18 protein-coding genes and 5 tRNA genes are annotated in these 23,440 nt (G+C 34.9%); 11 read left to right on the plus strand and 12 right to left on the minus strand.

The genetic code is table 11. The features are described 5' to 3' along the window. Window positions 1-4: 4 nt before the first annotated feature. Both H510_RS0114475 and H510_RS0114480 read right to left on the minus strand, forming a co-directional pair. Entirely contained in the window at window positions 5-1,108 is a 1,104-nt protein-coding gene (locus H510_RS0114475) for a glycoside hydrolase family protein (protein WP_026904970.1), read from the minus strand. Next, complete coding sequence (locus tag H510_RS0114480) at window positions 1,105-3,867, minus strand: alpha-L-rhamnosidase (RefSeq protein ID WP_026904971.1); 2,763 nt, start codon at window positions 3,865-3,867, stop codon at window positions 1,105-1,107. Before H510_RS0114480 ends, H510_RS0114475 begins: the two co-directional genes overlap by 4 nt. 222 nt (window positions 3,868-4,089) lie before the next feature. On the opposite strand from H510_RS0114480, the gene H510_RS0114485 reads away from it, so the two are divergent. From H510_RS0114485 to H510_RS0114510, 6 genes are all read left to right on the plus strand, one after another. Then, window positions 4,090-4,623 (plus strand): DUF3575 domain-containing protein, encoded by a 534-nt coding sequence (locus H510_RS0114485; protein WP_026904972.1) that lies wholly within the window; start codon window positions 4,090-4,092, stop codon window positions 4,621-4,623. 111 nt (window positions 4,624-4,734) lie between these two features. After that, entirely contained in the window at window positions 4,735-5,952 is a 1,218-nt protein-coding gene (locus H510_RS19040) for a DUF6807 domain-containing protein (RefSeq protein WP_051291261.1), read from the plus strand. 66 nt (window positions 5,953-6,018) lie between these two features. Then, entirely contained in the window at window positions 6,019-7,803 is a 1,785-nt protein-coding gene (lepA, locus tag H510_RS0114495) for a translation elongation factor 4 (RefSeq protein ID WP_026904973.1), read from the plus strand. A 66-nt stretch (window positions 7,804-7,869) separates the two neighbouring features. Next, window positions 7,870-8,748 (plus strand): bifunctional 5,10-methylenetetrahydrofolate dehydrogenase/5,10-methenyltetrahydrofolate cyclohydrolase, encoded by an 879-nt coding sequence (locus H510_RS0114500; RefSeq protein ID WP_026904974.1) that lies wholly within the window; start codon window positions 7,870-7,872, stop codon window positions 8,746-8,748. 73 nt (window positions 8,749-8,821) lie between these two features. Next, the gene (locus H510_RS0114505) at window positions 8,822-9,079 is read left to right on the plus strand and encodes a DUF6364 family protein (RefSeq protein WP_026904975.1); all 258 of its coding nucleotides are present in this window, start codon (window positions 8,822-8,824) and stop codon (window positions 9,077-9,079) included. Further along, window positions 9,076-9,498 (plus strand): type II toxin-antitoxin system VapC family toxin, encoded by a 423-nt coding sequence (locus H510_RS0114510; RefSeq protein WP_026904976.1) that lies wholly within the window; start codon window positions 9,076-9,078, stop codon window positions 9,496-9,498. The genes H510_RS0114505 and H510_RS0114510 overlap by 4 nt, the downstream gene beginning before the upstream one ends. Here H510_RS0114510 and H510_RS0114515 read toward each other — a convergent pair. Next, entirely contained in the window at window positions 9,495-10,091 is a 597-nt protein-coding gene (locus tag H510_RS0114515; protein WP_026904977.1) for a DUF502 domain-containing protein, read from the minus strand. The genes H510_RS0114510 and H510_RS0114515 overlap by 4 nt on opposite strands. 3 nt (window positions 10,092-10,094) lie before the next feature. Continuing rightward, entirely contained in the window at window positions 10,095-12,551 is a 2,457-nt protein-coding gene (locus H510_RS0114520; RefSeq protein ID WP_026904978.1) for a bifunctional UDP-N-acetylmuramoyl-tripeptide:D-alanyl-D-alanine ligase/alanine racemase, read from the minus strand. A gap of 52 nt (window positions 12,552-12,603) precedes the next feature. On the opposite strand from H510_RS0114520, the gene H510_RS0114525 reads away from it, so the two are divergent. The 5 genes from H510_RS0114525 to H510_RS0114545 all read left to right on the plus strand — a co-directional run bounded on the left by H510_RS0114525 (window position 12,604) and on the right by H510_RS0114545 (window position 13,655). Further along, on the plus strand, window positions 12,604-13,092 hold the full coding sequence (locus H510_RS0114525; protein ID WP_026904979.1) for a regulatory protein RecX: 489 nt from the start codon (window positions 12,604-12,606) through the stop codon (window positions 13,090-13,092). A 99-nt stretch (window positions 13,093-13,191) separates the two neighbouring features. Then, window positions 13,192-13,264 (plus strand) — tRNA-Gly (locus H510_RS0114530). Window positions 13,265-13,299: 35 nt separating this feature from the next. Further along, a tRNA-Leu gene (locus H510_RS0114535) sits at window positions 13,300-13,385 on the plus strand. A gap of 60 nt (window positions 13,386-13,445) precedes the next feature. Beyond that, window positions 13,446-13,521: transfer RNA gene (locus H510_RS0114540), tRNA-Gly, on the plus strand. Window positions 13,522-13,569: 48 nt separating this feature from the next. After that, window positions 13,570-13,655 (plus strand) — tRNA-Leu (locus tag H510_RS0114545). A 245-nt stretch (window positions 13,656-13,900) separates the two neighbouring features. Here the strand turns inward: H510_RS0114545 and H510_RS0114550 are convergent. The 8 genes from H510_RS0114550 to H510_RS0114585 form a co-directional block, all read right to left on the minus strand. After that, window positions 13,901-13,987 (minus strand) — tRNA-Ser (locus tag H510_RS0114550). Window positions 13,988-14,047: 60 nt separating this feature from the next. Beyond that, a complete protein-coding gene (locus H510_RS0114555) occupies window positions 14,048-16,057 on the minus strand; it encodes an HD family phosphohydrolase (protein ID WP_081659293.1) in 2,010 nt (669 codons plus the stop codon). Between the two features lie 220 nt (window positions 16,058-16,277). After that, window positions 16,278-16,907 carry a hypothetical protein gene (locus H510_RS0114560; RefSeq protein ID WP_026904981.1) on the minus strand — a complete coding sequence of 210 codons (630 nt, stop codon included), beginning with the start codon at window positions 16,905-16,907 and terminating at the stop codon, window positions 16,278-16,280. A 23-nt stretch (window positions 16,908-16,930) separates the two neighbouring features. Continuing rightward, complete coding sequence (gene ruvB, locus H510_RS0114565) at window positions 16,931-17,953, minus strand: Holliday junction branch migration DNA helicase RuvB (RefSeq protein ID WP_026904982.1); 1,023 nt, start codon at window positions 17,951-17,953, stop codon at window positions 16,931-16,933. Window positions 17,954-18,168: 215 nt separating this feature from the next. Beyond that, the gene (locus H510_RS0114570; RefSeq protein WP_026904983.1) at window positions 18,169-19,242 is read right to left on the minus strand and encodes an SGNH/GDSL hydrolase family protein; all 1,074 of its coding nucleotides are present in this window, start codon (window positions 19,240-19,242) and stop codon (window positions 18,169-18,171) included. Further along, a complete protein-coding gene (locus H510_RS0114575) occupies window positions 19,239-19,976 on the minus strand; it encodes a polyprenol monophosphomannose synthase (RefSeq protein ID WP_026904984.1) in 738 nt (245 codons plus the stop codon). The genes H510_RS0114570 and H510_RS0114575 overlap by 4 nt, the downstream gene beginning before the upstream one ends. 77 nt (window positions 19,977-20,053) lie before the next feature. Further along, window positions 20,054-21,553, minus strand: a complete 1,500-nt coding sequence (locus tag H510_RS0114580) for a peptide MFS transporter (protein WP_026904985.1) — start codon at window positions 21,551-21,553, stop codon at window positions 20,054-20,056. A 68-nt stretch (window positions 21,554-21,621) separates the two neighbouring features. Then, the gene (locus tag H510_RS0114585) at window positions 21,622-23,400 is read right to left on the minus strand and encodes a peptide MFS transporter (protein WP_026904986.1); all 1,779 of its coding nucleotides are present in this window, start codon (window positions 23,398-23,400) and stop codon (window positions 21,622-21,624) included. Window positions 23,401-23,440: the final 40 nt, after the last annotated feature.

The following is a 23,440-nucleotide window of genomic DNA, read 5'->3' on the forward strand; positions in this document are numbered from 1 at the left end:
TGGATTAATCGGCTTTAAAATTGATATTACTTTTCCCTAAATCTTTGGATGTGGCCACAGCTATACCCCTATCACCAGCTTTATTAACAGCACAATAGAAATGATAAACAATGCCTTTATACTTTAAAACCCAAGATTTATGAGCATATAATTCGTCGTAAGGTTCTGATGATTGTATGAGATTTTCGCCTTCCCAATCTGTCCAGTTCACTAAATCTTTAGAGGCTGCAAAACGGTTAAAAGCACCGTTTCTATCTTGCCAAAATGCCCCGAAATAGAACATCACGTAAGTATCTCCCATTTTTTGAATAACACCATCTCCGGTAATTCCTACCGGATGATGAACAACTGGATTTTTCTGAAAACGCTTCCAACTTACCATATCGTCAGAAACAGCCATCCCAATACGCTCATACCAACGGGTTTTCTTGTTATTTACTAAAGAATCTCCAACTGCGTTGTAATACATCACAAAACGATGTCCGGTTAAACGCTTTTTATCTTCTATAACAGAGCTTTTAAATAACTTATTACGGTTTTCCCACCAGCGTACATCGGCATCAGATGAGCTTAAAACTGGCTTTGCTAATCTTTCCCATTCATGTGCTTTGCTTGGGTTTTTAGAAGTATAAGCCATCCCGATAGACAAAGGCTCAGGCTCGTAGCCTTTGCTGTTTCCTCCGAAATAAGACATCCAATATTTACCCTTGAAACGGTGTAGTTTATAATTACCACCCCATTTGGTATCAACTAAAGCATTATAACCCGCTTTCTGGTGTGCATCCCAACGGTTATCATCACTAAAAGAAAGCTGCTTACCCAAAGTTTCCCACTGCAAAAGATTGGTGCTGCTAGCCAACCAAGTTTCGTAACCTATACCATCAAAAACCAAATAAGTTATGTACCACTTACCTGCTTTACGGTAAATGGTTGGGCAATCTATTTTTTTCTCTTTAGACGCCGTAGTAAGCACCAAACCATATTTGTATGGGGTTTTTACTGCTTCATAAATGGCTTGCATTTCTGCCTTTGAAACACTTTTATCTTGTGCTTTAAGCGCATTGATAGCAAAAATTATGGTGGTGATAAACAGACTTATTCTTCTCATTCGATAGTAAATTGATAGCTTCCTGAACCTACTTTTAAAACCACACGATCACCCTCAACACCTTGATTAATAATATTTATATCGGTTGAAATATCCTTTCTAGCTTCAAAAATTTTATTTGTTTTGCCTTTCGGCAGATAAATGAGGGCTGTTGTATTTACAGGAATTTCTATATGCAATTGGAAATTTTGAGAATTCTTTTTCCACGATGATTTGATTAAACCATAAGAAGACTCATACACAGCTTCCGCTGATGTGACATCGCCAACTACAACGGGATAAATCTTTATCTTATTAAAAGCAACAGATTCTTCTTCTTGCCTTATGCCTGCCAAACCACTATAAAACCATTCCATTAAATGGCCAAGCATAAAATGATTGTTAGAAACATCTGGCAAAGCTTGCCAGCTTTCTGTTAAAGCTGTAGCTCCCTTTGCTATCTGGTAACCATAACCCGGCACATCAGAACGGCTGTTCATATCAAAAATAACATCAGAACGGCCAGCTTCTTCAAGCACTCTTAAGACATAGCGGTAGCCAATATCTCCGGCTGTTAAAGCATTATGCCTTTTACGGATATCCTGAATTAAATTTTCTAAAACTGCTGCTCGGTTGGACTCATCTACCAAATTCATGTATAAAGCCATAGCATTTGCTGCCTGACTACCTGTAGCATACTGCTTATTTTCTGGATTAAAGAAGGTTTTGTTAAATGCTGTTTTTACTTCTTTAGCTAGCTCTTGATATTGCTTTGCATCATCGGGTTTACCCAATAAAAGGGCTATTTGTTGTAAGATATTTAAATCGTAATAGTAAATAGCTGTACCAGTTAGGCCTTTTGGGGTTTGCTGCGATACGCCTGGTCGCTCTGGACCTATATCATACCAATCTCCTAAACCTTGCTTTAAAATATGACCATCTGCTTTACTTTTTAGGTAAGTAATGTAACGTTGCATGCTTGGATAAGCCTTTTCTAAAACTTGTTTATTGCCGTACCATTTATATAAATACCACGGTAAAATAATGCCTGTACTACCCCACTCTGGCGAGTCTCTAAACATATCGCCACCCCAAGTAAATTTCACATATTCTGGAGCTATTTCTGGGATTAAACCATCATCTAATTGTGATGAAATGATATCATCAACCACTTTTGAGGCTAAAGTAGCAACATCAAAATTGTACATAACAGAAGAAATCATGAGGTGAGATTGCTCTAACCAGCCTAATTTTTCGCGGTGTGGGCAATCAGTAAAAACGCTCATCATATTGCTCTTTATAGCCCAATCTATTAATGTATTAGTTTGATTAAACAAAGTATTTGATGATGTAAAATTTCCGACCCTAGCTGCCGAATTTCTAATATGTAGACCTTTTAATGCTAATAATTGAGGTAAAGCTGTGTAAGTACCTTTGGGTGCAGCACCTTTAACTTGTAAATATCTAAAACCGTAATAGGTAAAACGAGGTTGCCATTCTTCCACACCATCACCTTTTAAGACATACTCGAAATAAAAAGGACTGCCAGTTGGTTTTTGATTAGCTTTTAAATCTTTTAATAATTCTGAAGCGTAAATTCTAACCGTATCACCTCTCTTACCTTGAACTTTTATATTGATGATACCTGAGGCATTCTGACCTAAATCATACACCCATTCTTTATTGTTTAATTGATGAAGGAGTTTGGCATCAAAATTCTCAAAAACACGTAAAGGTTCTGCCAACTGAGGTTTTACTTGCGGAGGGCCATCTACAATTAAAACATTTTTCCACTTTTTATCAGTTTTAAACTGCGGACTGTCCCAGCCTTTTTGTTCTAAACGGGCATCATAATCTTCGCCACCATAAATACTTGAAAAAGTGATTGGACCTAGGCTGGTTTGCCATTTTTCATCGCTAATAATATTTTCTTCTGTACCATCTTGATATTTTAGTACCAAACGACACATCATTTTAGGGTATCCGAAGGCTGTTTTAAGCTTTCTAAATCGGCCTTTAACTGGTGGTACATAGTAAAAACCATTACCCAACATCACACCAAGGGTATTTTTACCAGTTTTTAGGGCTTTGCTAACATCAAAAGTAACGTATAGTGCTTCCTCATTGTATTTTACCCAACCAGCATCTAAAAAATGATTGCCTTGTTTGTTACCATTAATACTTGCTTCAAAATGCCCTAAACCGCTGATATAAAGCATCGCCGACGCTAGTTGCTTTTTAACCTTAAAATCTTTCCTCAGTAAAGGCAAAACATTACTTCCAAAATGCTTATCCTTTTTATTATCTAAGGGTAAAACATCTACTAAAGAATCAGTTAAACGTTCGTAAGCAATCCATTTGGCACCCTTCCAATCTTCTATATTGGATAATCCGGTATGAAAACTTGCGGTTTTGCTTGTTGCAATATTCCCATGATTATCTTTTACTAAAACTTTCCAGTAATAAGTTGTTGCCGCTTGTAAAGCTTTGCCTTTATATTTTATTTGGATAGATGTTGAACTTAACTGCTCGCCAGAATCCCAAACATTAGCTTTATTTTCATTTATAAGAGCCAAATCATCGGCAATTAAAATATGATAGGATGTTTGAATGGTATTTCTTTGTTGAGCTAATAATTTCCAGCTAAAAAATAGATATTTAGGATTTATACCTGCTGGCTGTTTAGCATCATTAACATTGAGTCCATAAATTTGTAATAAAGGTTGTGCACCTATCTCTAAACTTATGAATACGAAGATAAGGCTTAGTAATTTACCCATACTACAGAACTTGGTTTATATCTTAAATGCCTAGAAAAACAAGCTTCAGGTTTGTACAAAAATAAAATCGAAAAGACACACTTATTTGTATCAAGTTCTCCAGCTTTTGTAGGATATTAGCCTGTATAATTGTTTATATGAAAAACTACATAGCCTTTAATTGATTTCTTTTGTAACGTTTCAGGATGTTACTTCGTCTTAACAGGAATCAATAATTATACAATGAAAAAAACTTTACTAGTTGCACTGGTATTTACCGGAATGCTAACATCTAAACTTTCTGCACAGGAAGTAAACAACACTGTTAAAATTAATCCTTTAAGTGCTCTTTTCAGGATTGGATCTGTATTTTATGAGCGCAAAATGAGTGATAATTTATCGCTTCAATTGGGTGTTGCTTATACAGGCTTAAAGTTAGATGAAACCAAATTTTCCGGTTTTTCTACTACGCCCGAACTTAGGTATTATCCTAAAGCAAATGCTTTAAATGGTCTGTATTTTGGTCCTTTTTTACGTTATCAAAACTATACAGTTAAAGATGATATAAACGAAGGTTCTTACACTTCGTTTGGCGGAGGAGCAGTTTTGGGTCGCCAGTGGGTTTACAAAAGTGGTTTTACTTTAGATTTATTCTTTGGCCCCAGTTACAATGCTGGTAAAATTAAGGCAGATGACGGTAGCGGAGAACCAGAAGTTAATGGTGCAATAGATGGTTTTGGTTTAAGAGCTGGTATTGCTATAGGATTTGGTTTTTAAGTACCCTAAGCATAAGAAATGGATATTTAAGCTGACCTTGATCAGACTTATCTATCCATTTTCTTTTTTTACAAGAATTTCTACTTAATTTGATGATTAACAAAAATCATCATGAAAATTGAAAATAAGCTATTTGGGTTTTTAGGAGTTATCTTTTTTACATCATCTGTATTTGCTCAAGAATCACAAATAAAAATTGATGCTGGTTCGTACCCAAGAAAACAAAGCATTATTACCTTAGAATTACCTAAATCTTACAATCAAAAACTTTATCATTTAGAAAATATAAAAACAGGTAAAAAAGCTATTTTACAGCAAAAAGAAAATCATACTTATACTTTTATCTTACCTGATGAATTGCAATCGCAAACTAGTGCGACGTATAAAATAAGTGTAATAAAAAATCAGCTTAAGGCTAAAAATACTGTTACTATTTTAAAAGACACCAAAAAAGTACAAGTTAAGATAGCTAATAAAACACTTTTTGATTATCATATACAAACGGTTTATCCGCCTAAAGGCTTTCCTGATTATTATGCTAGAAGCGGTTTTATTCACCCGCTTTACAGCCCTAATGGAAGTGTTTTAACTGATGATTTTCCTAAAGGACATATGCACCAACATGGTATTATGATGGCTTTAACCAATACCACTTTTAAAGGTGAAAAACATGATTTTTGGAATCAACACAGCAAATTGGCTAATGTAAAACATACGGAAGTTTTGGCTATTGAAGAAGGCCCGGTTTTTAGCAGTTTTAAAGTAAAACATCAACATTATAGCTTAAAATATGGAGCTGTTTTAGATGAAATTTGGACCGTTAGAATATATTCTTTTCAAAATAAGTTCTTATTTGATATCGTATCTGAATTAGAAAACATAACTAAAGACACGCTATTTGTTAATAAATATCATTACGGCGGAATGGCTTACAGGGCGTCTAAACACTGGAATATAGATGATAGTCTGCATTACCAAAACAAGTGGCAAATTAAAACCAATAACGGCGATGATGTTGCTACAGCTAATGCTAAAGCGGCTAAATATGTATCGGCGTTTGGATTATTGAATGGAAAAACTGCTGGTTTAACGGTGTTTGGCTTTCCACAGAATTTAGCTTACCCGCAACCTATTAGATTACACCCTACCATGCCTTATTTTAGCTTCTCGCCCATGGTAAATGCTGCCTTTACTATAAAACCTAAAGAAGTTTTTATTTCACAATACAGGTATTTAAGTTATGATGATTTGCCTCAGGAAAAACATATTGAAAGCTTAAATATAGATATTGAGTTACCCGTGGTTGTAAAGTTTACAGCTCAAGAATAGTTAATTGATTATTAAACATAATTGTATAATTTATTTGAAGCTAAAAATCTATCTTTGCTCTCCAATATGAAGCATATACGTAATTTTTGCATTATTGCACATATAGATCATGGCAAGAGTACTCTGGCCGATAGACTATTAGAATATACTAAAACCATTACACAGCGTGAAGCGCAAGCCCAATTGCTAGATGATATGGATTTAGAAAGAGAACGTGGGATAACCATTAAAAGTCATGCTATACAAATGAATTATTTGTATGGTGGTCAAGAATACATCTTAAACCTGATTGATACACCAGGTCACGTAGATTTTTCTTACGAGGTTTCCCGTTCTATTGCTGCTTGTGAAGGCGCTTTATTAATTGTTGATGCCTCACAAGGTATTCAAGCACAAACCATTTCTAACCTTTATTTAGCTTTAGAGCAAGACTTACATATCATCCCTATCTTAAACAAGATGGATTTGCCTGGTGCTATGCCAGAAGAAGTAAAAGATCAGATTGTTGATTTAATAGGTTGTGATAGAGATGAGATTATTCCTGCATCTGGTAAAACCGGATTAGGTATCGAAGCTATTTTAGAAGCAGTTATTAATCGTGTTCCTGCTCCTGTAGGCGATCCTCAAGCACCACTTCAAGCGCTTATTTTCGATTCTGTTTTTAATTCATTCCGTGGTATTATAGCTTATTTTAAAGTTGTAAACGGCGAAATTAAGAAAAACGATAAAGTAAAGTTTGTGGCTACTGGCAAAGAATATATTGCTGATGAAGTTGGTATTTTAAAACTAACCCCGCAAGCTAAAGATGTTGTCAAAACTGGTGATGTAGGTTACATCATTTCTGGAATTAAAGAAGCAAGAGAAGTTAAAGTTGGTGATACCATTGTTTTAAAAGATAAACCTGTTGAAGGTATACAAGGTTTTGAGGAAGTAAAACCCATGGTTTTTGCTGGTATTTACCCTGTTGATACGGATGAGTTTGAAGAGCTTAGAGAGGCAATGCACAAGTTGCAATTGAATGATGCCTCTTTGGTTTTCGAGCCAGAATCTTCTGCGGCTTTAGGATTCGGTTTCCGTTGCGGATTTTTAGGAATGCTACACATGGAAATTATCCAAGAGCGTTTAGAGCGAGAATTTGATATGACGGTTATTACAACTGTACCTAACGTTTCTTACATAGCACACTCGACCAAAGGAGATCCTATCGTAGTAAATAACCCTTCAGAATTACCGGACCCTTCAAAACTTGATTTTGTTGAAGAACCTTACATTAAAGCCAATATCATAACAAAAGCAGAATTTGTTGGCCCGGTTATGTCTCTTTGTATCCAAAAAAGAGGTGTTATTGTTAACCAGCACTATTTAACTTCCGACCGTGTTGAGTTAGTTTTTGAAATGCCAATGGGTGAAATTGTATTTGATTTTTATGATAGATTAAAAACAATTTCTAAAGGTTACGCTTCTTTTGATTATCACCAGATTGGCTACAAACAATCTGATTTAGTAAAGCTAGATATTATGCTTAACGGAGAGCATGTTGATGCTTTATCTTCATTAATTCATAGAAGTAATTCTTATGATTTTGGTAAAAAAATATGCGAAAAATTAAGAGAACTTATCCCAAGACAACAGTTTGAAATTGCTATACAAGCATCTATAGGTGCTAAAATTATAGCTCGTGAGAACGTTAGAGCGTTAAGAAAAGATGTTACCGCAAAATGTTATGGTGGTGATATTTCTCGTAAACGTAAATTATTAGAAAAGCAGAAGAAAGGTAAAAAACGTATGCGCCAGGTTGGAAACGTAGAAATCCCACAATCGGCGTTTATGGCGGTTTTAAAACTAGATTAGTACATAGATTTGCGTATTGAGTATTGCGATGAACTCAATACTCAATACTCAATACCCAATACTAAAATGATATTATTAGACGGAAAATTAGTTTCTGAAGAACTTAAAAAACAAATAGCTGTAGAAGCAGCAGAACTTTTAGAAAAAACTGGTCGTAAACCGCATTTAGTAGCTGTTTTAGTTGGTAATGATGGAGGAAGTGAAACTTATGTAGCCAGCAAAATGCGTAACTGCGAAAAAGTTGGGTTTAAATCATCTTTAATCCGATACGATAATACAGTAACAGAAGCCGAGTTACTCAATAAAATACAGGAATTAAATCAAGACAAAGAAGTAGACGGTTTTATCGTTCAACTTCCTTTGCCAAAACACATTAACCCAGATGTGATTACAGAAGCTATTGATTACCGTAAAGATGTGGATGGCTTTCATCCGATTAACCTAGGCAGAATGCAGCGTAATTTACCTTGCTTTTTACCTGCAACACCATACGGTATTATGCTGATGTTGGAATATTACGGTATAGAAACCGCTGGAAAACATTGTGTTGTTGTTGGCAGAAGTAATATCGTAGGCAGCCCCATGAGTATCTTGATGGCTAGAAACGCTAAACCTGGAAATTGTACGGTTACCTTAACTCATAGCAGAACACAAAATCTTAAAGATTTTACTTTAAAAGCTGATATTCTGATTGCTGCAATAGGTAAGAAGAATTTTATTACTGCCGATATGGTTAAAGAAGGTGCTGTAATTATTGATGTAGGCATGAACAGAGAAAGCTCTGAAACCACTAAATCGGGATATAAATTATTTGGCGATGTTGATTTTGATGGAGTTGCGCCAAAGAGCTCTTATATTACACCTGTACCTGGTGGTGTAGGCTTAATGACAATCGTAAGCTTACTAAAAAATACTTTAGCGGCAGCTAAAAGAGAGATTTATTAAATTTTACGTATAGGATATTTTTATTTCACGTATAAAGTATTACTTTTGTGGGAGTTTATCATTCTACTAAGTTATGGATACAAAAATAACACTCTCTTTTGATGAAGAAATCATCAAAAAAGCTAAAGCTTATGCTGCTGAAAACAACATCAGTTTATCAAGACTAATAGAGTTTTTACTTACCAAAATTACCACTAAAGAATACAAATCATTAGAGGATTATCCCATTGCAGATTGGGTTTCTGCCGTTGCAGAAGGTGAGGCTATCTATCAAACAAAAAAAGCTTCCACAAAAAAACTTAAAGATGATTTTTTTGCATCAAGAAAATGAATATATTTCTTGATGCTAATATTCTAGTTTCTGTATTGAATAAAGAATATCCTTTATTTACCTATTCTTCTCGGATTCTAAGTTTGGCTAATCTGCCTAGATACAAACTTTACACATCTCCAGTTTGCTTAGCAATAGCATTTTACTTTGCTGAAAAAAAATCTAAATCTGCTTTAGCCAAACAAAAGATAGCTACTTTATGCGAGTATATTTTAATTGCAGATAATACTTCAGAAGCAGTACAGAAAGCACTTATCAACAAAGCATCACATGATTTTGAAGACGGCTTAGAATATTATGCAGCTTTAGAAAAAAAATGCTCATGCATCATTACAGAAAATAAAGAAGATTTCTATTTTTCTGAGATAGAAGTTTTATCTTCTAAAGAGTTTTTTGATCAATATATGCTCAAAAATTAATCATGTAAAGCGCTTACCCCACCAGAAACTATAAATTTCATTGCTTGTGAAGACGATATAGGTAATGGCTTAACTTTTTCTGCTTTTACAATAACCAATTCGCCGGCAAAAGAATAAGACCACGGAAAATAAACAGCTACTTCATCGGTTAAACCTAAAACCTTTAAATCCTTTTGTGTTAAAAAGCCAATTCTTTTTGTCCCGTCTGCAACTTCTACCAAAACAGGTTCATTTAATTTTTTTTCATCACCAACTATTGCTTCTGTAATATCTTTTACAGATGAGTATAAGAATTTAAAAACAGGTATTTTGTTAAGCCATTTCCCAAACCAATTATAAATAGGCTCTGTAATGAGATAAGTAGCTATAATTCCAAAAAATAGAATAATGATGATGACAGATAGTATACCCAGACCTGGTATGTAAAGTGGCTTACCTGTATTAGGGTGGGTTATAAAGCTATCACTAAAATTTAAAATAGAATCTAAAGAGGTAAAAGCCCAGAATAAGATTAAAATTGCAGCCCCCATAGGTAAAATCAGCAATAAACCTTTAATAAAATATCTCAGTAAAGCATTAATTAATCTTTTCATAACTTATTCGTAATAATAAACACGTTTAACCCTTTGTGATATATTGGTAAGCACTTCATAAGGAATGGTATGTAACTGTTCTGCCATTTTGTAGAGCTGTGGCTGCGAATCAAAAATAATAACCTCATCTCCTTCTTTTACATCTTTATCTGTAATATCGAGCATACACATATCCATACAAATATTTCCTATGGTAAATACTTCTTGGTTATTGATAAACATACTACCAAAACCTTTACCCAAAGCTCTCTGGTAACCATCGGCATAACCAATTTTAACAGTAGCTATTTTACCGTCTTGCTGCATCACACCTACTCTGCCGTAACCAATAGTATCGCCTTTTTTTAATTCCTTTATTTGTGATACGGTAGTTTTTAAGGTTGCTACCTGATGTAAACTTGCATCGTCTTTAGATAAATTATCAATTCCATATAAACCAATTCCCAAACGTACCATATCAAATTGTGCTTTCGGCCATCTTCTTATGGCTGATGTGTTGCAAATATGTTTGATAAAGGTATAACCAATTTCTGCTTCCAGGTTTTTACAAAAACTATCAAATTTATGAATTTGAGACTTTGTATAATCATCATGCTGTGGTGCTTCGCTAGCTGCTAAATGAGAAAAAACAGTTTTAATTTTTACAGTATCGTTGTCTAATAAAAATGATTTAATAGCAGATAAATCTTTCTCCTCAAAACCTAAACGATGCATACCTGTGTCTAGCTTCAGATGGATTGGGTATTGTATTTTATTAAGCGTTTTAAGATATTGATGTAAGGATGATAAAGCCGTAAAACTAAAAATCTCTGGTTCCAGATTATATTTCACTATGGCTTCAAAAGAAGAAACTTCTGGGCTCATCACCATAATTGGTAACGTTATTCCGGCTTGTCTAAGCGCTATACCCTCATCAGCGTAAGCAACCGCTAAATAATCTACTTTATTATATTGAAGTAAATTGGCTATTTCATAACTCCCGCTACCATAAGCAAAAGCTTTAACCATAGCCATTAGTTTTACACCTTGCTGCAGTTTAGATTTATAGTAATTTAAGTTCTGCTCCAGAGCGTTGAGGTTTATTTCTAAAATAGTTTCATGAACCTTTTGGGTTAAAATCTTAGAAATCTTCTCAAACTCAAACTGCCTTGCTCCCTTTAATAAAATGGTTTCATTGTTAAAACTATCCAGATTATAATGTTCAATAAAGGTATCGGTATCTAAAAAAAATTGGCTACTTGTATTAAAAAGTGTTTTAAAACTTGTTAATTGAGGGCCAATAGCAATCAATTTATCTATATGTTTAGCTTTTAAAAGCTTAGCAACTTTACTGTAAAGCACCTCACTCTTTAAACCCGATTGTTGAATATCAGATAAAATAAGCGTTTTTACAGGATGCTGATTTTGCTGGTTAAGAAAATCTAAAGCTATCTCTAAAGAAGAAACATCAGAGTTGTAACTGTCATCAATAATAGAAGTTTGGTTAATACCGCTTTTAAGCTCTAGCCTCATCTTAACTTGATGCAGCCTCGCTAATCTTGTAGAAATAACAGGTATTGATACTTTTAAAGCCAATAAAGTTGCCAAACAAGTAATAGCGTTCTCTATAGATGCTTTGTCTGTAAATGGAATTTGAATGTCAAAATCTTCTTGCTGATAAGTACAATTTAAGCATGTATGTTGATCAATGATAGTTTGATGTTTGATCCTTAAATCAGCATGTTCACTAAAACTCCATGTAAAGACATTTACCTGAGAAGCTTTAAAAGAAACATATTGTTGATTACAAATAAGCAATTTTACTTCTTTAAAAAGCTCAAATTTTTCTTTTATTTTTTCGGTCCTGTTTTTAAAGCCTTCATCATGCGGACTTCCAATATTGGTTAGTATACCAATATCAGGCTTGATGATGTTTTGAAGTTTAGCCATTTCATGAGGTAATGATAAGCCTGCTTCAAAAACAGCAAAATCATACTGTTTATCCATTTGCCAAACAGCCAATGGAACACCTATTTGCGAGTTATAACTTTTAGGACTTCTAACCACATGATAATCTGGGGCTAATAGCTGAAAAAGCCACTCCTTAACAATGGTTTTTCCGTTACTCCCGGTAATACCTATTACAGGGTAATTAAATTTGCTTCTATGATGAGCTGCTAATTGTTGTAACGCATGTAAGGTATCGTTTACATAAATAAAATTTGCTTCAGGAAAATCGTTAATATTAAAATCTTTCTGATAATAAATAAAGGCTTTTACACCAGCTTGATATAAAGTTGGGATGAATTGATGAGCATCTTTACTTCCTTTTAAAACAAAAAAAACAGAAGAAGAGGCATCTGTTACCTTTCTGCTATCTGTTAAAATATGATGAATAATTTGATGAGGTTGAGCTAAATGGTTATCACCTTCTCCTATCAAACTAGCTATTTCCTGAATTGAATATATTTCTGAATTCATTTGCAGCAAATTTGGCGATTATATGTGAATAACACTAATTTTATGCTTCATCATGGAAAAAGAAAAACCATCCAAATTCATTGATAAAAAAACAGCTTTACAAAAGGCAGAAGCATATTGCGCTTATCAGGAAAGAAGTCAATACGAAGTGAGAACAAAACTTTTAAATCTGGGCTTAAAGTTTCAAGAACTAGAAGAAGTAATTACGGCTTTGATAGAAAATAATTTTTTGAATGAAGCTCGTTTTGCTCAAGCTTATTCACAAGGAAAGCTAAGAATGAAAGGCTGGGGAAGAAATAAAATTAAACAGGGCTTGGTAGCTAAAGGTGTTTCTGTGCCGATTATCAAATCTGCCTTACAAAAAATAAATAAAGAAGAGTATGTAGCTAAACTTGAGGATGTTCTTGTGAAAAAACATAAAGAATATCAATTTAAAGATGATTATAACACCAAAAATAAGCTGATAAAATATGCTTTAAGCAGAGGCTTCGAGTATGATTTAATTTTTTTTGTACTGAATAAGAATGGCTTAAAGCAATAATTGAAAATTTTTGCAAAGAGGACTTGCAAACTCTTTTTTTCTGCCTATATTTGCACTCCGTTCAAACGGAAAACGTTCTTTAATAAATAAATAAATTATGCGAAAGTAGCTCAGTTGGTAGAGCACAACCTTGCCAAGGTTGGGGTCGCGAGTTCGAATCTCGTCTTTCGCTCTAAGGGATAAAAATCCTGATTTGTGGAAACACAAGCTGAAGTGGTGGAACTGGTAGACACGCAGGACTTAAAATCCTGTTCGCCCTAAAGCGAGTGCGGGTTCGATTCCCGCCTTCAGTACAAAAAATCAATCAAAAGGCTTTGATTGTTGTTCTTTAGCAAGTAAAGAATATAAATTATGCGAAAGTAGCTCAGTTGGTAGAGCACAACCTTGCCAAGGTTGGGGTCGCGAGTTCGAATCTCGTCTTTCGCTCCATAAAACCTTCCCTATCAGGAAGGTTTTTATTTTACAGCTTCTAAAGCTGCTGAAGTGGTGGAACTGGTAGACACGCAGGACTTAAAATCCTGTTCGCCCTAAAGCGAGTGCGGGTTCGATTCCCGCCTTCAGTACGAAAGCCTGATATGAAAATATCGGGCTTTTTTGTTTTTATAATCATATCAAGCAATCAGAACTTAAAGAAATCAAGAATCTTTGAGGCATGAACAGTTTATAAAGACCTTACAACTATTCTAAAGGCTTAAATCTAAAGAACTATTAAATGAATCCTAAGCAATTGTAATACAATCTTTAAACATTTTATATTTAATGGTAAACAAAAAAAGCAGCCTTTATAGCTGCTTTTATCACTTTTTTGCGGAGAGAGCGGGATTCGAACCCGCGGTACCGTTTCCAGTACGACAGTTTAGCAAACTGTTCCTTTCGGCCTCTCAGGCACCTCTCCTTCCCTATTGGGTGTGCAAATATAACAATACGAATATATCTACAAAAAGAAATTTTAATTCTATTGTCGGTAATCTATCCTTACATGGTAGATACCCATCAGCATCGTTTTGAAAATCAGCTTGATAGTCTCAATTTCTTTCAATGTAATATTACTATCATTTAATTGATTTTGCTCTAGTTTATAATCAATAATACGCTCAACCAGGTTATTGATGCTCTCTGCATCGGGTTCTTTTAAGCTTCTAGAGGCTGCTTCGACAGAATCTGCCAGCATTAATACCGCAGTTTCTTTGCTAAAAGGAATTGGTCCAGGATAACGGAATGTATTTTCATCAACAATCTTTTCTGGGAAATTCTTTAAAAACGACTGGTAAAAATAATCTACTCTGGTATTCCCATGATGCGTTCTGATGAAATCTATAATCACTTCTGGCAGGTTATGCCTACGAGCAAGTTCAACACCATTTACCACATGCCTGATAATGATTTGAGCACTTTCTTCATAAGGTAATTTATCATGCGGATTTAAACCTTTATTCTGGTTCTCGATAAAAAATTGTGGATTTTCCATCTTTCCAATATCATGATAAAGTGCTCCGGCTCTCACTAGCAACGCATTCCCTCCTATTTTAAAAATGGCCGATTCTGCTAAATTAGCCACCTGTAAAGAGTGCTGAAAGGTGCCTGGTACTTTATAAGCCAACTCTCTTAATAAAGTAGAATTGGTATTGGTTAACTCCATTAAAGTAATATCTGAGGTGATGCCAAACATCTTCTCGAACAAATAAATTAAAGGATAAGCCAATAAGGAAAGTAATACACTAAAAATAAATGGCAGAAACTTTAACCATTCTACAGATGCCAAAGCTCCTTCTCTGATTAAGGAGATTCCTAAATAAGAAATAAAATAGGTAAGTAATATCAATAAAGCACTAATTAGAAACTGCTCTCTACGTACCAGATTTTTAATACTATAAATAGAAACCATACCTGCCGAAATTTGCAAGAAGGCAAACTCGAAACTATTTGGCACAAAAAAGCTTGCTATCAATACCACTAATAAATGGATATTCATAGCTAAACGGGTATCAAATAATATCCTGATGATGATAGGAACTATACAATAGGGTATGTAATACAAACTTGGCAATTTCATTCTGATAGACCAGGATAAGAATAACAACATCCCAGTTACAACCAATAAGATTAAAGAGATTTGTCTGTTATCCTGAAAAATATCTTTTCTAAACAGGTAAAGAAAAACCATCAGTAAAGACACTATGAGTGCAACTAGTAAAAACTGACCTAAAAGAACTAAATTTCTATCACCTGTTACTCTTGCATTTTCCTCATAAGCTAAACGTAAAGATTCTAGTTTCTGGTAAGCCTCATCATTAATGGTAGAACCATTTTCAATAATTACCTCACCTTTTTGCACCATTCCTCTTGTGGAGGATACATTTTCTATAGCTTGCTTTTGTAAGCTCTCTGTAAAGCGCTCATCTAATAAAATATTTGGCGTAATCCTATCTTTCAGAATATTTACTAGAATATCAGTTCTTACTTTTTTATTCTCAACCACACGCTCGCTAGCCAAAGAAAAGGCAGAAGTTGTAGTTAATAAAGTTGCTGTACTTACTTCTGTTTTCACATTGTTTTTCAACAACATGATTAAGTAGTTAGCATTATCTTTTTCTTTCTGATAGCTCTTATTTAAGCCTATAATACCTTTTTGGTAAATATTTTTAAGCAACTCAAAACCAAACTCAAAAGTTCTTTCTTTGTAATCATCATCGGGTAATCCTGCCGAACGCCATTTAGCTTCAAAATCTGCCTGATACTCATTCAACTGTACTTCCAAAACTTTATCATCCAAACGGTAAACAGGCAAAATAGACTTTAAGATATTATCCTTATCAGATTTTATCTCTTGTGTAGTTTTTCTGATAGCAAAATTATAGGGAGATATTAAGTCGTCATGCATCCAAACCACACCTTTTTCAAATTCATATTTGAATCTAGCTTGTTTAGGTAAAATTGCAGTAATAAACAGGATGCTAAGCACCATTAAAACATATTTAAGGGCATAGGCATATTTCCTGTAAATAATCTTGTGCGAATCTCTGTTGATAGTAGCCACTTGTATAATTTGTTCAAAAATAGGATATTAATTATAAAATACCGATTTACATGCCAGAAGAATATCTGCATTTTTAATGTATAAATGCTAACAAAGGCCAAGCCTGTTTTTCTTGAGCATAAAAAAACCCGCATTTGCGGGCTTCTGGTTATATTTTTTCTCCTTTTGCTAATTTCTCTTTCCTGTGGTCTTGCCATAGGTAATGCATCAAAGTGTTTAAAACTACAGCATTCCAATCATGGTGTAGGCTTAATTTTACTTTTTTTCGCTTATCGCTGATGCTATCCACATGCAAAATACCTTTATCCAGATAATATTTAATATCGTTCCAATGAACAAGCTCTGTTTTAATTTTACCCCAAAACCACGTTTTATAAGTCATCATAAAACCTTGATTACTTACGGTTGTAGTCCCGATATCAAAAGTTTCTCCGGCGTTTAAAACCTCAATAAAATGGCTTACCAAATACTTTTTAACATACTGCCACAAGCCAGACATGATATAATAATAAGTATGATCTTCTTCTAAAAGTTCCTCAACCTTACTACTACTAAACTTTATACTAATGTTTTTTCCATCCTTAGCCTGCACATCAATGGTGTATTCTTTCCTTTCGGGCTTCTTTGCCGAGCCAATTAAAGAAACGCCGTAACGTATTGCCGAAACATCAGCACAAGCTATAGTGCTTTGGTTAACCTCAATAAATTCTTTATTGATTTTTACTTTCTGTTTCGATGAAGGGATGACGATATCAACGTCAAAATTATGTTGCTGCATGCCTCGAATATAATAATTATGAATTAAAAAAGTGTCCCGGTGCTGCCGGATTTTAATTTACCTAAATGATGATAAGCAGCTTCTGTAGCTTCTCTTCCTCTTGCAGTACGCATTAAATAGCCCTCTTGTATTAAAAAAGGCTCGTAAACCTCTTCTATCGTACCTTCATCTTCGCCTACCGCAGTTGCTATTGTTTTTAAACCTACCGGCCCACCCTTAAACTTATCTATAATGGTTGATAAGATTTTATTATCCATCTCATCTAAACCATGTTCATCCACGTTAAGTGCGTTTAACGCATAACGAGCTATTTCGGTTTCAATTTCTCCATTTCCTTTTATCTGGGCAAAATCTCGAGTACGTCTTAACAAAGCATTGGCTATACGTGGCGTACCTCTACTCCTTCTCGCAATTTCATAAGCACCTTCTTCTGTAATAGGTGTTTTTAAAATATCTGCAGAGCGCATTACGATAGAAGTTAATAATTTAGCATCGTAATATTGCAGTCTCGAGTTTATACCAAATCTTGCCCTTAAAGGCGATGTTAACAAGCCAGACCTAGTGGTGGCGCCAACCAAGGTAAAAGGATTTAAAGATATTTGTACCGACCGAGCATTGGGCCCAGTTTCTAGCATAATATCTATCTTAAAATCCTCCATGGCCGAGTATAAATACTCTTCTACTAGTGGACTTAAACGATGTATCTCATCAATAAACAAAATATCACCTGTATCTAAATTGGTCAGCAAACCAGCTAAATCGCCAGGTTTATCTAATACGGGCCCACTGGTAATTTTAATGCCCACACCCATTTCATTAGCGATGATATGAGAAAGTGTAGTTTTACCCAATCCTGGAGGACCATGTAATAAAACATGATCTAAAGCTTCGCCTCTTAAGCGAGCAGCCTTCACGAAGATTTTAAGGTTTTCTAGAATTTTATCTTGTCCGGCAAAATCTTCAAACTCCTGCGGACGTAACACTTTCTCAACCTCTTTATCTGTAGGATTTAATCGATCTTTATTGGGATCAAGATTTTCATTCATGGGGATGAAGTTAATAAAAACACTTCTGGTTTAGAATAAGTGCAGAAGATTTTTTAGAAAGCAAATGAAATGCAGTTATTTACCGCTAGTCCTGCTAAACGCTCATACGCCTACAAGGCATTAAGCTCGAGGCCGGTATCCGCTTATATCAGGTTTAGGGTGGCAAAGCCTGTAGAAATATCAAAGTTTTATTTTCAATAATTCTTCATAAATATTTACCAGTTCATCTTTTCCGCTAAAAATTCAATCAAGCTGTTTGCTAAATCTTGCTGCTCTTTGATACTAGGATGTCCTCCCGAATTCTTGTAAGGAATAAAATGTGTATAAATCTTTTCGTCTTTTAAACCGGCTACCGCTTTTTTAACATAAGCAGGCCAAGGCGAGCCTTCTCTGGTGATATCCATATTACCCAAAATACAAACTATCTTAGCTTTAGGATATTTACTTCTGATAGACTGCACAAAATTCTGATAAGATTTAATGATAAAATCTTCTGTTGGTGCTTGGCTACCAAAAGCAGCTTTAAAGCCCTCTGTATTGGTTCTCTTTACCAACCAAGAATCATTCTGGAATAAATTAACAACTACTACATCTGGTGTATACTGCTTAAAATCCCATTTACTTGAGGCATCGTTAGGATCTAAACGATCATACATCTGTGGCATAATCAAAGGGAACCAGCTAATCATGATACCTATGCCACTTCTACAAATGCTATGATATTGCGCATTAAAATGCTTTGCCGTTAAATGAGCATAACTCAAATAAGCATTGGTAAAAGTACTATCAGGAGAATCTTTACCAGAAAAATCTTCAACCGCATAACCTGCTGTAATAGAATTTCCATAAAACTCTATTTTTCTTGCTTTAGGTTTATCAACAGGTAAAACTTTAGCATTCTTCGGTAAATCAAACCCGTAAAACAAGGTTTTACCTCTTGTCCATTCTGTTCTTTTAAAAACTTCTATTTGATGTTTACCAGGCTTTAAGTTTTGGGCAAGTATATAAGTTTTCTTTACTTTTTCTGGTCTAAAAATATAGCTACTATCACCATCTATAATGATGTTATAATAATTTTTCCCAGTTTCGTCTTGAAAGGTTGCAGAAATAGCGCTTCCTTGGAAATTAAGCTTCACACTTGTGGCCGACCAATACAACTCTGCCATAGCTTTATCTTTTTTAATTCTCCCTTGATATGCAATAGCTTTATGCTGTGGATTTATTTTTTGTTGCGCAAAAGAGGTATAGCTAACCAGCCAAAAGATGATGAATAGAAAATGTTTCTTCATGCTGATTTTTGCTTATACGTTCTAAACCAGCTTCTTATTTTCATTTCGATAACTCCTAAAAAAGCTTCTCTGAATATTTTAGTCGACATTTTAGAGGTTCCTTCTGTTCTGTCTGTAAAAATAATAGGAATTTCCACTACGTTAAAGCCATGTTTAATAGCCGTAAATTTCATTTCTATTTGGAAGGCATAACCTACGAACTTTATTTTATGAAATTCTATCGTTTCTAAAACCTGTTTACGGTAACATTTAAAACCAGCCGTAGCATCTTGTATATCAATACCTGTAATTAAACGAACATATACCGAAGCAAAATAAGACATCAATACCCTGCCCATAGGCCAATTTACTACATTTACACCTTTGATATATCTTGAACCTATAGCAACATCAGCCCCATCTACACAAGCTTCTCTTAACCGAACTAAATCATCAGGGTTATGAGAGAAATCGGCATCCATCTCAAAAATAAATTCATAATGATGGTTTAAAGCCCACTTAAAACCATGTATATAAGCAGTGCCTAAACCTTGTTTACCACTACGTTCTTCTATAAAAAGCCTTTCGGGATAAATGCTTTGCAAATGTTTTACGATAGATGCTGTACCATCTGGCGAGCCATCATCAATAATTAAAACATGAAAAGGTTGAGCTAATGAAAAAACCTTGTGAATAATTTTTTCAATATTCTCTTTTTCATTATAGGTAGGGATTATAACTAAGCTATCAGACAATTTGTAAATTTTTAGCTTCCAAAAATACATTTTTGGAAGCTTATACATATATCAATTCTTATTCTCTTTTTTTCACATTAATGTGCTGTTGGTGCAACACCTTCCTCTGCTCCGTGTGTAAGTCTTTTTAAAGGTTTGATGATTAAGAAAACCAACAGTCCAAATAATATACAAAATATGGCAATACCAGTAAAAATAGTAAGCTCGCCAGCCTCGGCAGATGCTTCTGATAAAATACCCGCAACTTTACTTCCTAAACCTGTAGCGGCAAAGTAAGCGCCCATCATAAAAGCTACATACCTTTCTGGAGATAACTTTGTTATAAAAGAAAGTGCAACAGGCGATGCACAAAGCTCGCCAATGGTATGAAACAAATAAGCTAGAATTAGCCAGTGCATAGCAGATTTACCAACTTCTTGATATTCTAAAGCGGCAGCTGTCATGAAAAAAAAGCCAGAACCCATAATAATTACACCCACTGCCATTTTAAAAATGGAAGAGGCTTCTTTACCTGCTTTAGCCCATTTTGTCCAGAAAGCACCCACTATAGTGGCAAAAATTAAAATAAAAATTGCGTTTACGCTTTGGAACCAAGATGCCGGAACTTCAGGTAAGAAACTTAAACCTATCATACGGTTGGTTTTTTGGTCGGCATAAACATTCATCAAACCACCGGCTTGTTCAAAAGCTCCCCAAAAGACAATAATGATTAAGAAAGATAGAAAAACAACTTTCATCCTATCTTTTTCTATAGCATTACACTCGTTATACATCACCATAGCAACCCCTACGGCAAAGCTTAAGCCCATAATTAACAAGCCATATTGCCAGCTAGATGTTGTAAAAACAACTAATCCTAAAGCTAAAACTGCTAGGGTTGAGAACAGAGAGTTTTTCTTTTTAAAGATGTCTAAAAACAAATTTTGTTGAGGCTCGCCAGAAGTTTTCTCTACCACAGCCAAATCTCCAACATGGGTTAAATATTTTTGTCCGTACAGGTACACCATTTGGCCTAAAGCCATACCCACACCTGCCATCCCGAAACCATAATGCCAGCCATAAGTTTCGCCAACATAACCAACGGCCAAAGCAGAAATAGCAGCACCAAGATTTATCCCCATATAAAAAATATAGAAACCCATATCTTTTCTCCTATCGCCATTGGCATATAAACCGCCTACCATAGTAGAAATATTAGGTTTTAAGCATCCTACACCGGCTACAATTAAAATTAAACCTGTATAAAAAGCCCACATCTGCTCTATAGCTAAAATACCATGCCCCGCAACCAATAACCAACCACCTAGCATTACCGATTTCTTTTGACCTAAATATTTATCAGCAATAATACCACCGGGAATAGAGGCTACATAAACAAACATGGTATACCAACCGTAAAGTGCATAAGCCTCGCCTTCTGTCCATCCTAAACCTGCATTTAAATCGCTTGTTTTAGCTACTAAGTAAAGTACCAAAATGGCTCTCATACCATAATAACTGAAGCGTTCCCACATTTCTGTAAGAAACAAGATATATAGCCCTATGGGATGGCCAAATAATTCTTTTTGCTTTTCCATTCAATCGTTGTTAGTGTGTTTTTGAAAGATATTGAATTTAGCTGGATTTTATAAATATTAAAAGCCGATTATTTTACCCCATGCATTAATTTTTTCAATAATGGTGTTAGTAAAATGATAAATACCCCTAAAGCAACTGGAATAATAGTAAAGATTAAAAAGAAGGCCGACATAGAGTAGTTAGCCGTAATCTGGTCTATCATCCCTCCCATGGTACCTGCTATTTTATTACCTATAGCAATAGCTAAATACCAAATACCAAACATAATGGCTATCATCCTACCCGGTACTAGTTTACTTACGTAAGATAAACCTACTGGAGATATACAAAGCTCGCCCATGGTGTGGAAAAAGTATGCTAACACTAACCAAATCATACTAACCGCTGCTGTTTGTGCCCCTTGCGGAATATCACTAGCACCATAAGCTAAAACTGCAAAACCGGTCCCTAATAACATCATTCCAACACCGTTTTTAACTGTTGCAGGCGGGTTATACTTACTTTCCCAAACCTTAGAAACCAAAGGTGCACAACTGATGATGAATAAAGAGTTTAAAACACCAAACCACGTTGCCGGAACTTCTGATTTTACATCGCTATACTGCTGATCGAGCATGTAGATAACAATTACCCAAATGATGATGAAACCAATAGCCAAAATGATGTTTCCTAAAGCAAATCTTTTAAAAGTATTAGCGAAAAGCTTGAATAAAACATAAGAAATAATCACCAAAGGCACTACCGTAATCAAGGTATTGGCAATATTGAAAATCAACTTATAATCGCCTGTTAAAACTCTAGCGGTATAATCACTAGCGAAAATAGTCATAGAACCACCAGCTTGTTCAAAAGAAGCCCAAAAGAAAATGGTAATGAAAGCCAAAATGATAACGGCTATCATTTTATCTCTTAAAACAGGTGTGTACTGAGAAATCCTTTTGATGAGGATGAATAAAAATAACACCAAGGCTGTTATAATCATAAAATTACTACCACTTAAGCCAGCAAGCTCAAAATTAAAGGCATTTACACTGGTAATTTTTGATACCGGGTCATTAATTACCCAAGTTAAACCTATTACTGATATTAAGCCTATCAATACTAAATCAAACTTAGAGAAAGGGTTTAATTTTTCATCCTCTTTAACTGCTGTACCAGAAGCATTTGAGGCTTCTTCTTTTATCGGCTTTAAGCCAATATCACCAAAAATATTCTGGGTGAAATAGAATTGAAGCATCCCTACCAGCATGAAAATTCCGGCTAAGCCAAAACCATAGCTCCATCCCCAATCCGGACTTTCGCCAATATAACCGCATAAAAGCATTCCTAAAAAGGCTCCAGAATTTACACCCATATAGAAAATGGTATAAGCACCATCTTTCTTTTCAGGATGATTTTTATACATCTGTGCTACGATAGAAGTCATGTTAGGCTTAAAAAAACCATTACCAAATACCAATAAAGCTAAACCCAGATACATGAAAATTGGGTCTACCTCTATTGCCATGGATAAATGGCCCAAAGTCATCAATAAAGCGCCTAAAACTACGGCCCAGCGGTAACCAATAATTCTATCAGCAATGTACCCCCCTAAAATGGGTGTGAGGTAAGCAAAAGAAGTATAAGAACCATAAATCGCCAAAGCATGTTCACGTGGCCAGCCCCAACCTGGGTTGTCACCCATGATAGAAGAGGTTAGAAACAACACCAATAAGGCTCGCATTCCGTAATAAGAAAAGCGCTCCCACATTTCGGTAAAAAAGAGTACAAAAAGCCCTGCCGGATGCCCTAAAACTTTAGATTTAAAAAAATCTTCTGCTGAAGATTGAAGATGCGTACTAGCCATAAATATCTAAGGATAATTTGAAAATTATTATCTCAATTTT

This window comes from Pedobacter glucosidilyticus DSM 23534, from assembly GCF_000425145.1.
GTDB classification, from domain to species: domain Bacteria; phylum Bacteroidota; class Bacteroidia; order Sphingobacteriales; family Sphingobacteriaceae; genus Pseudopedobacter; species Pseudopedobacter glucosidilyticus.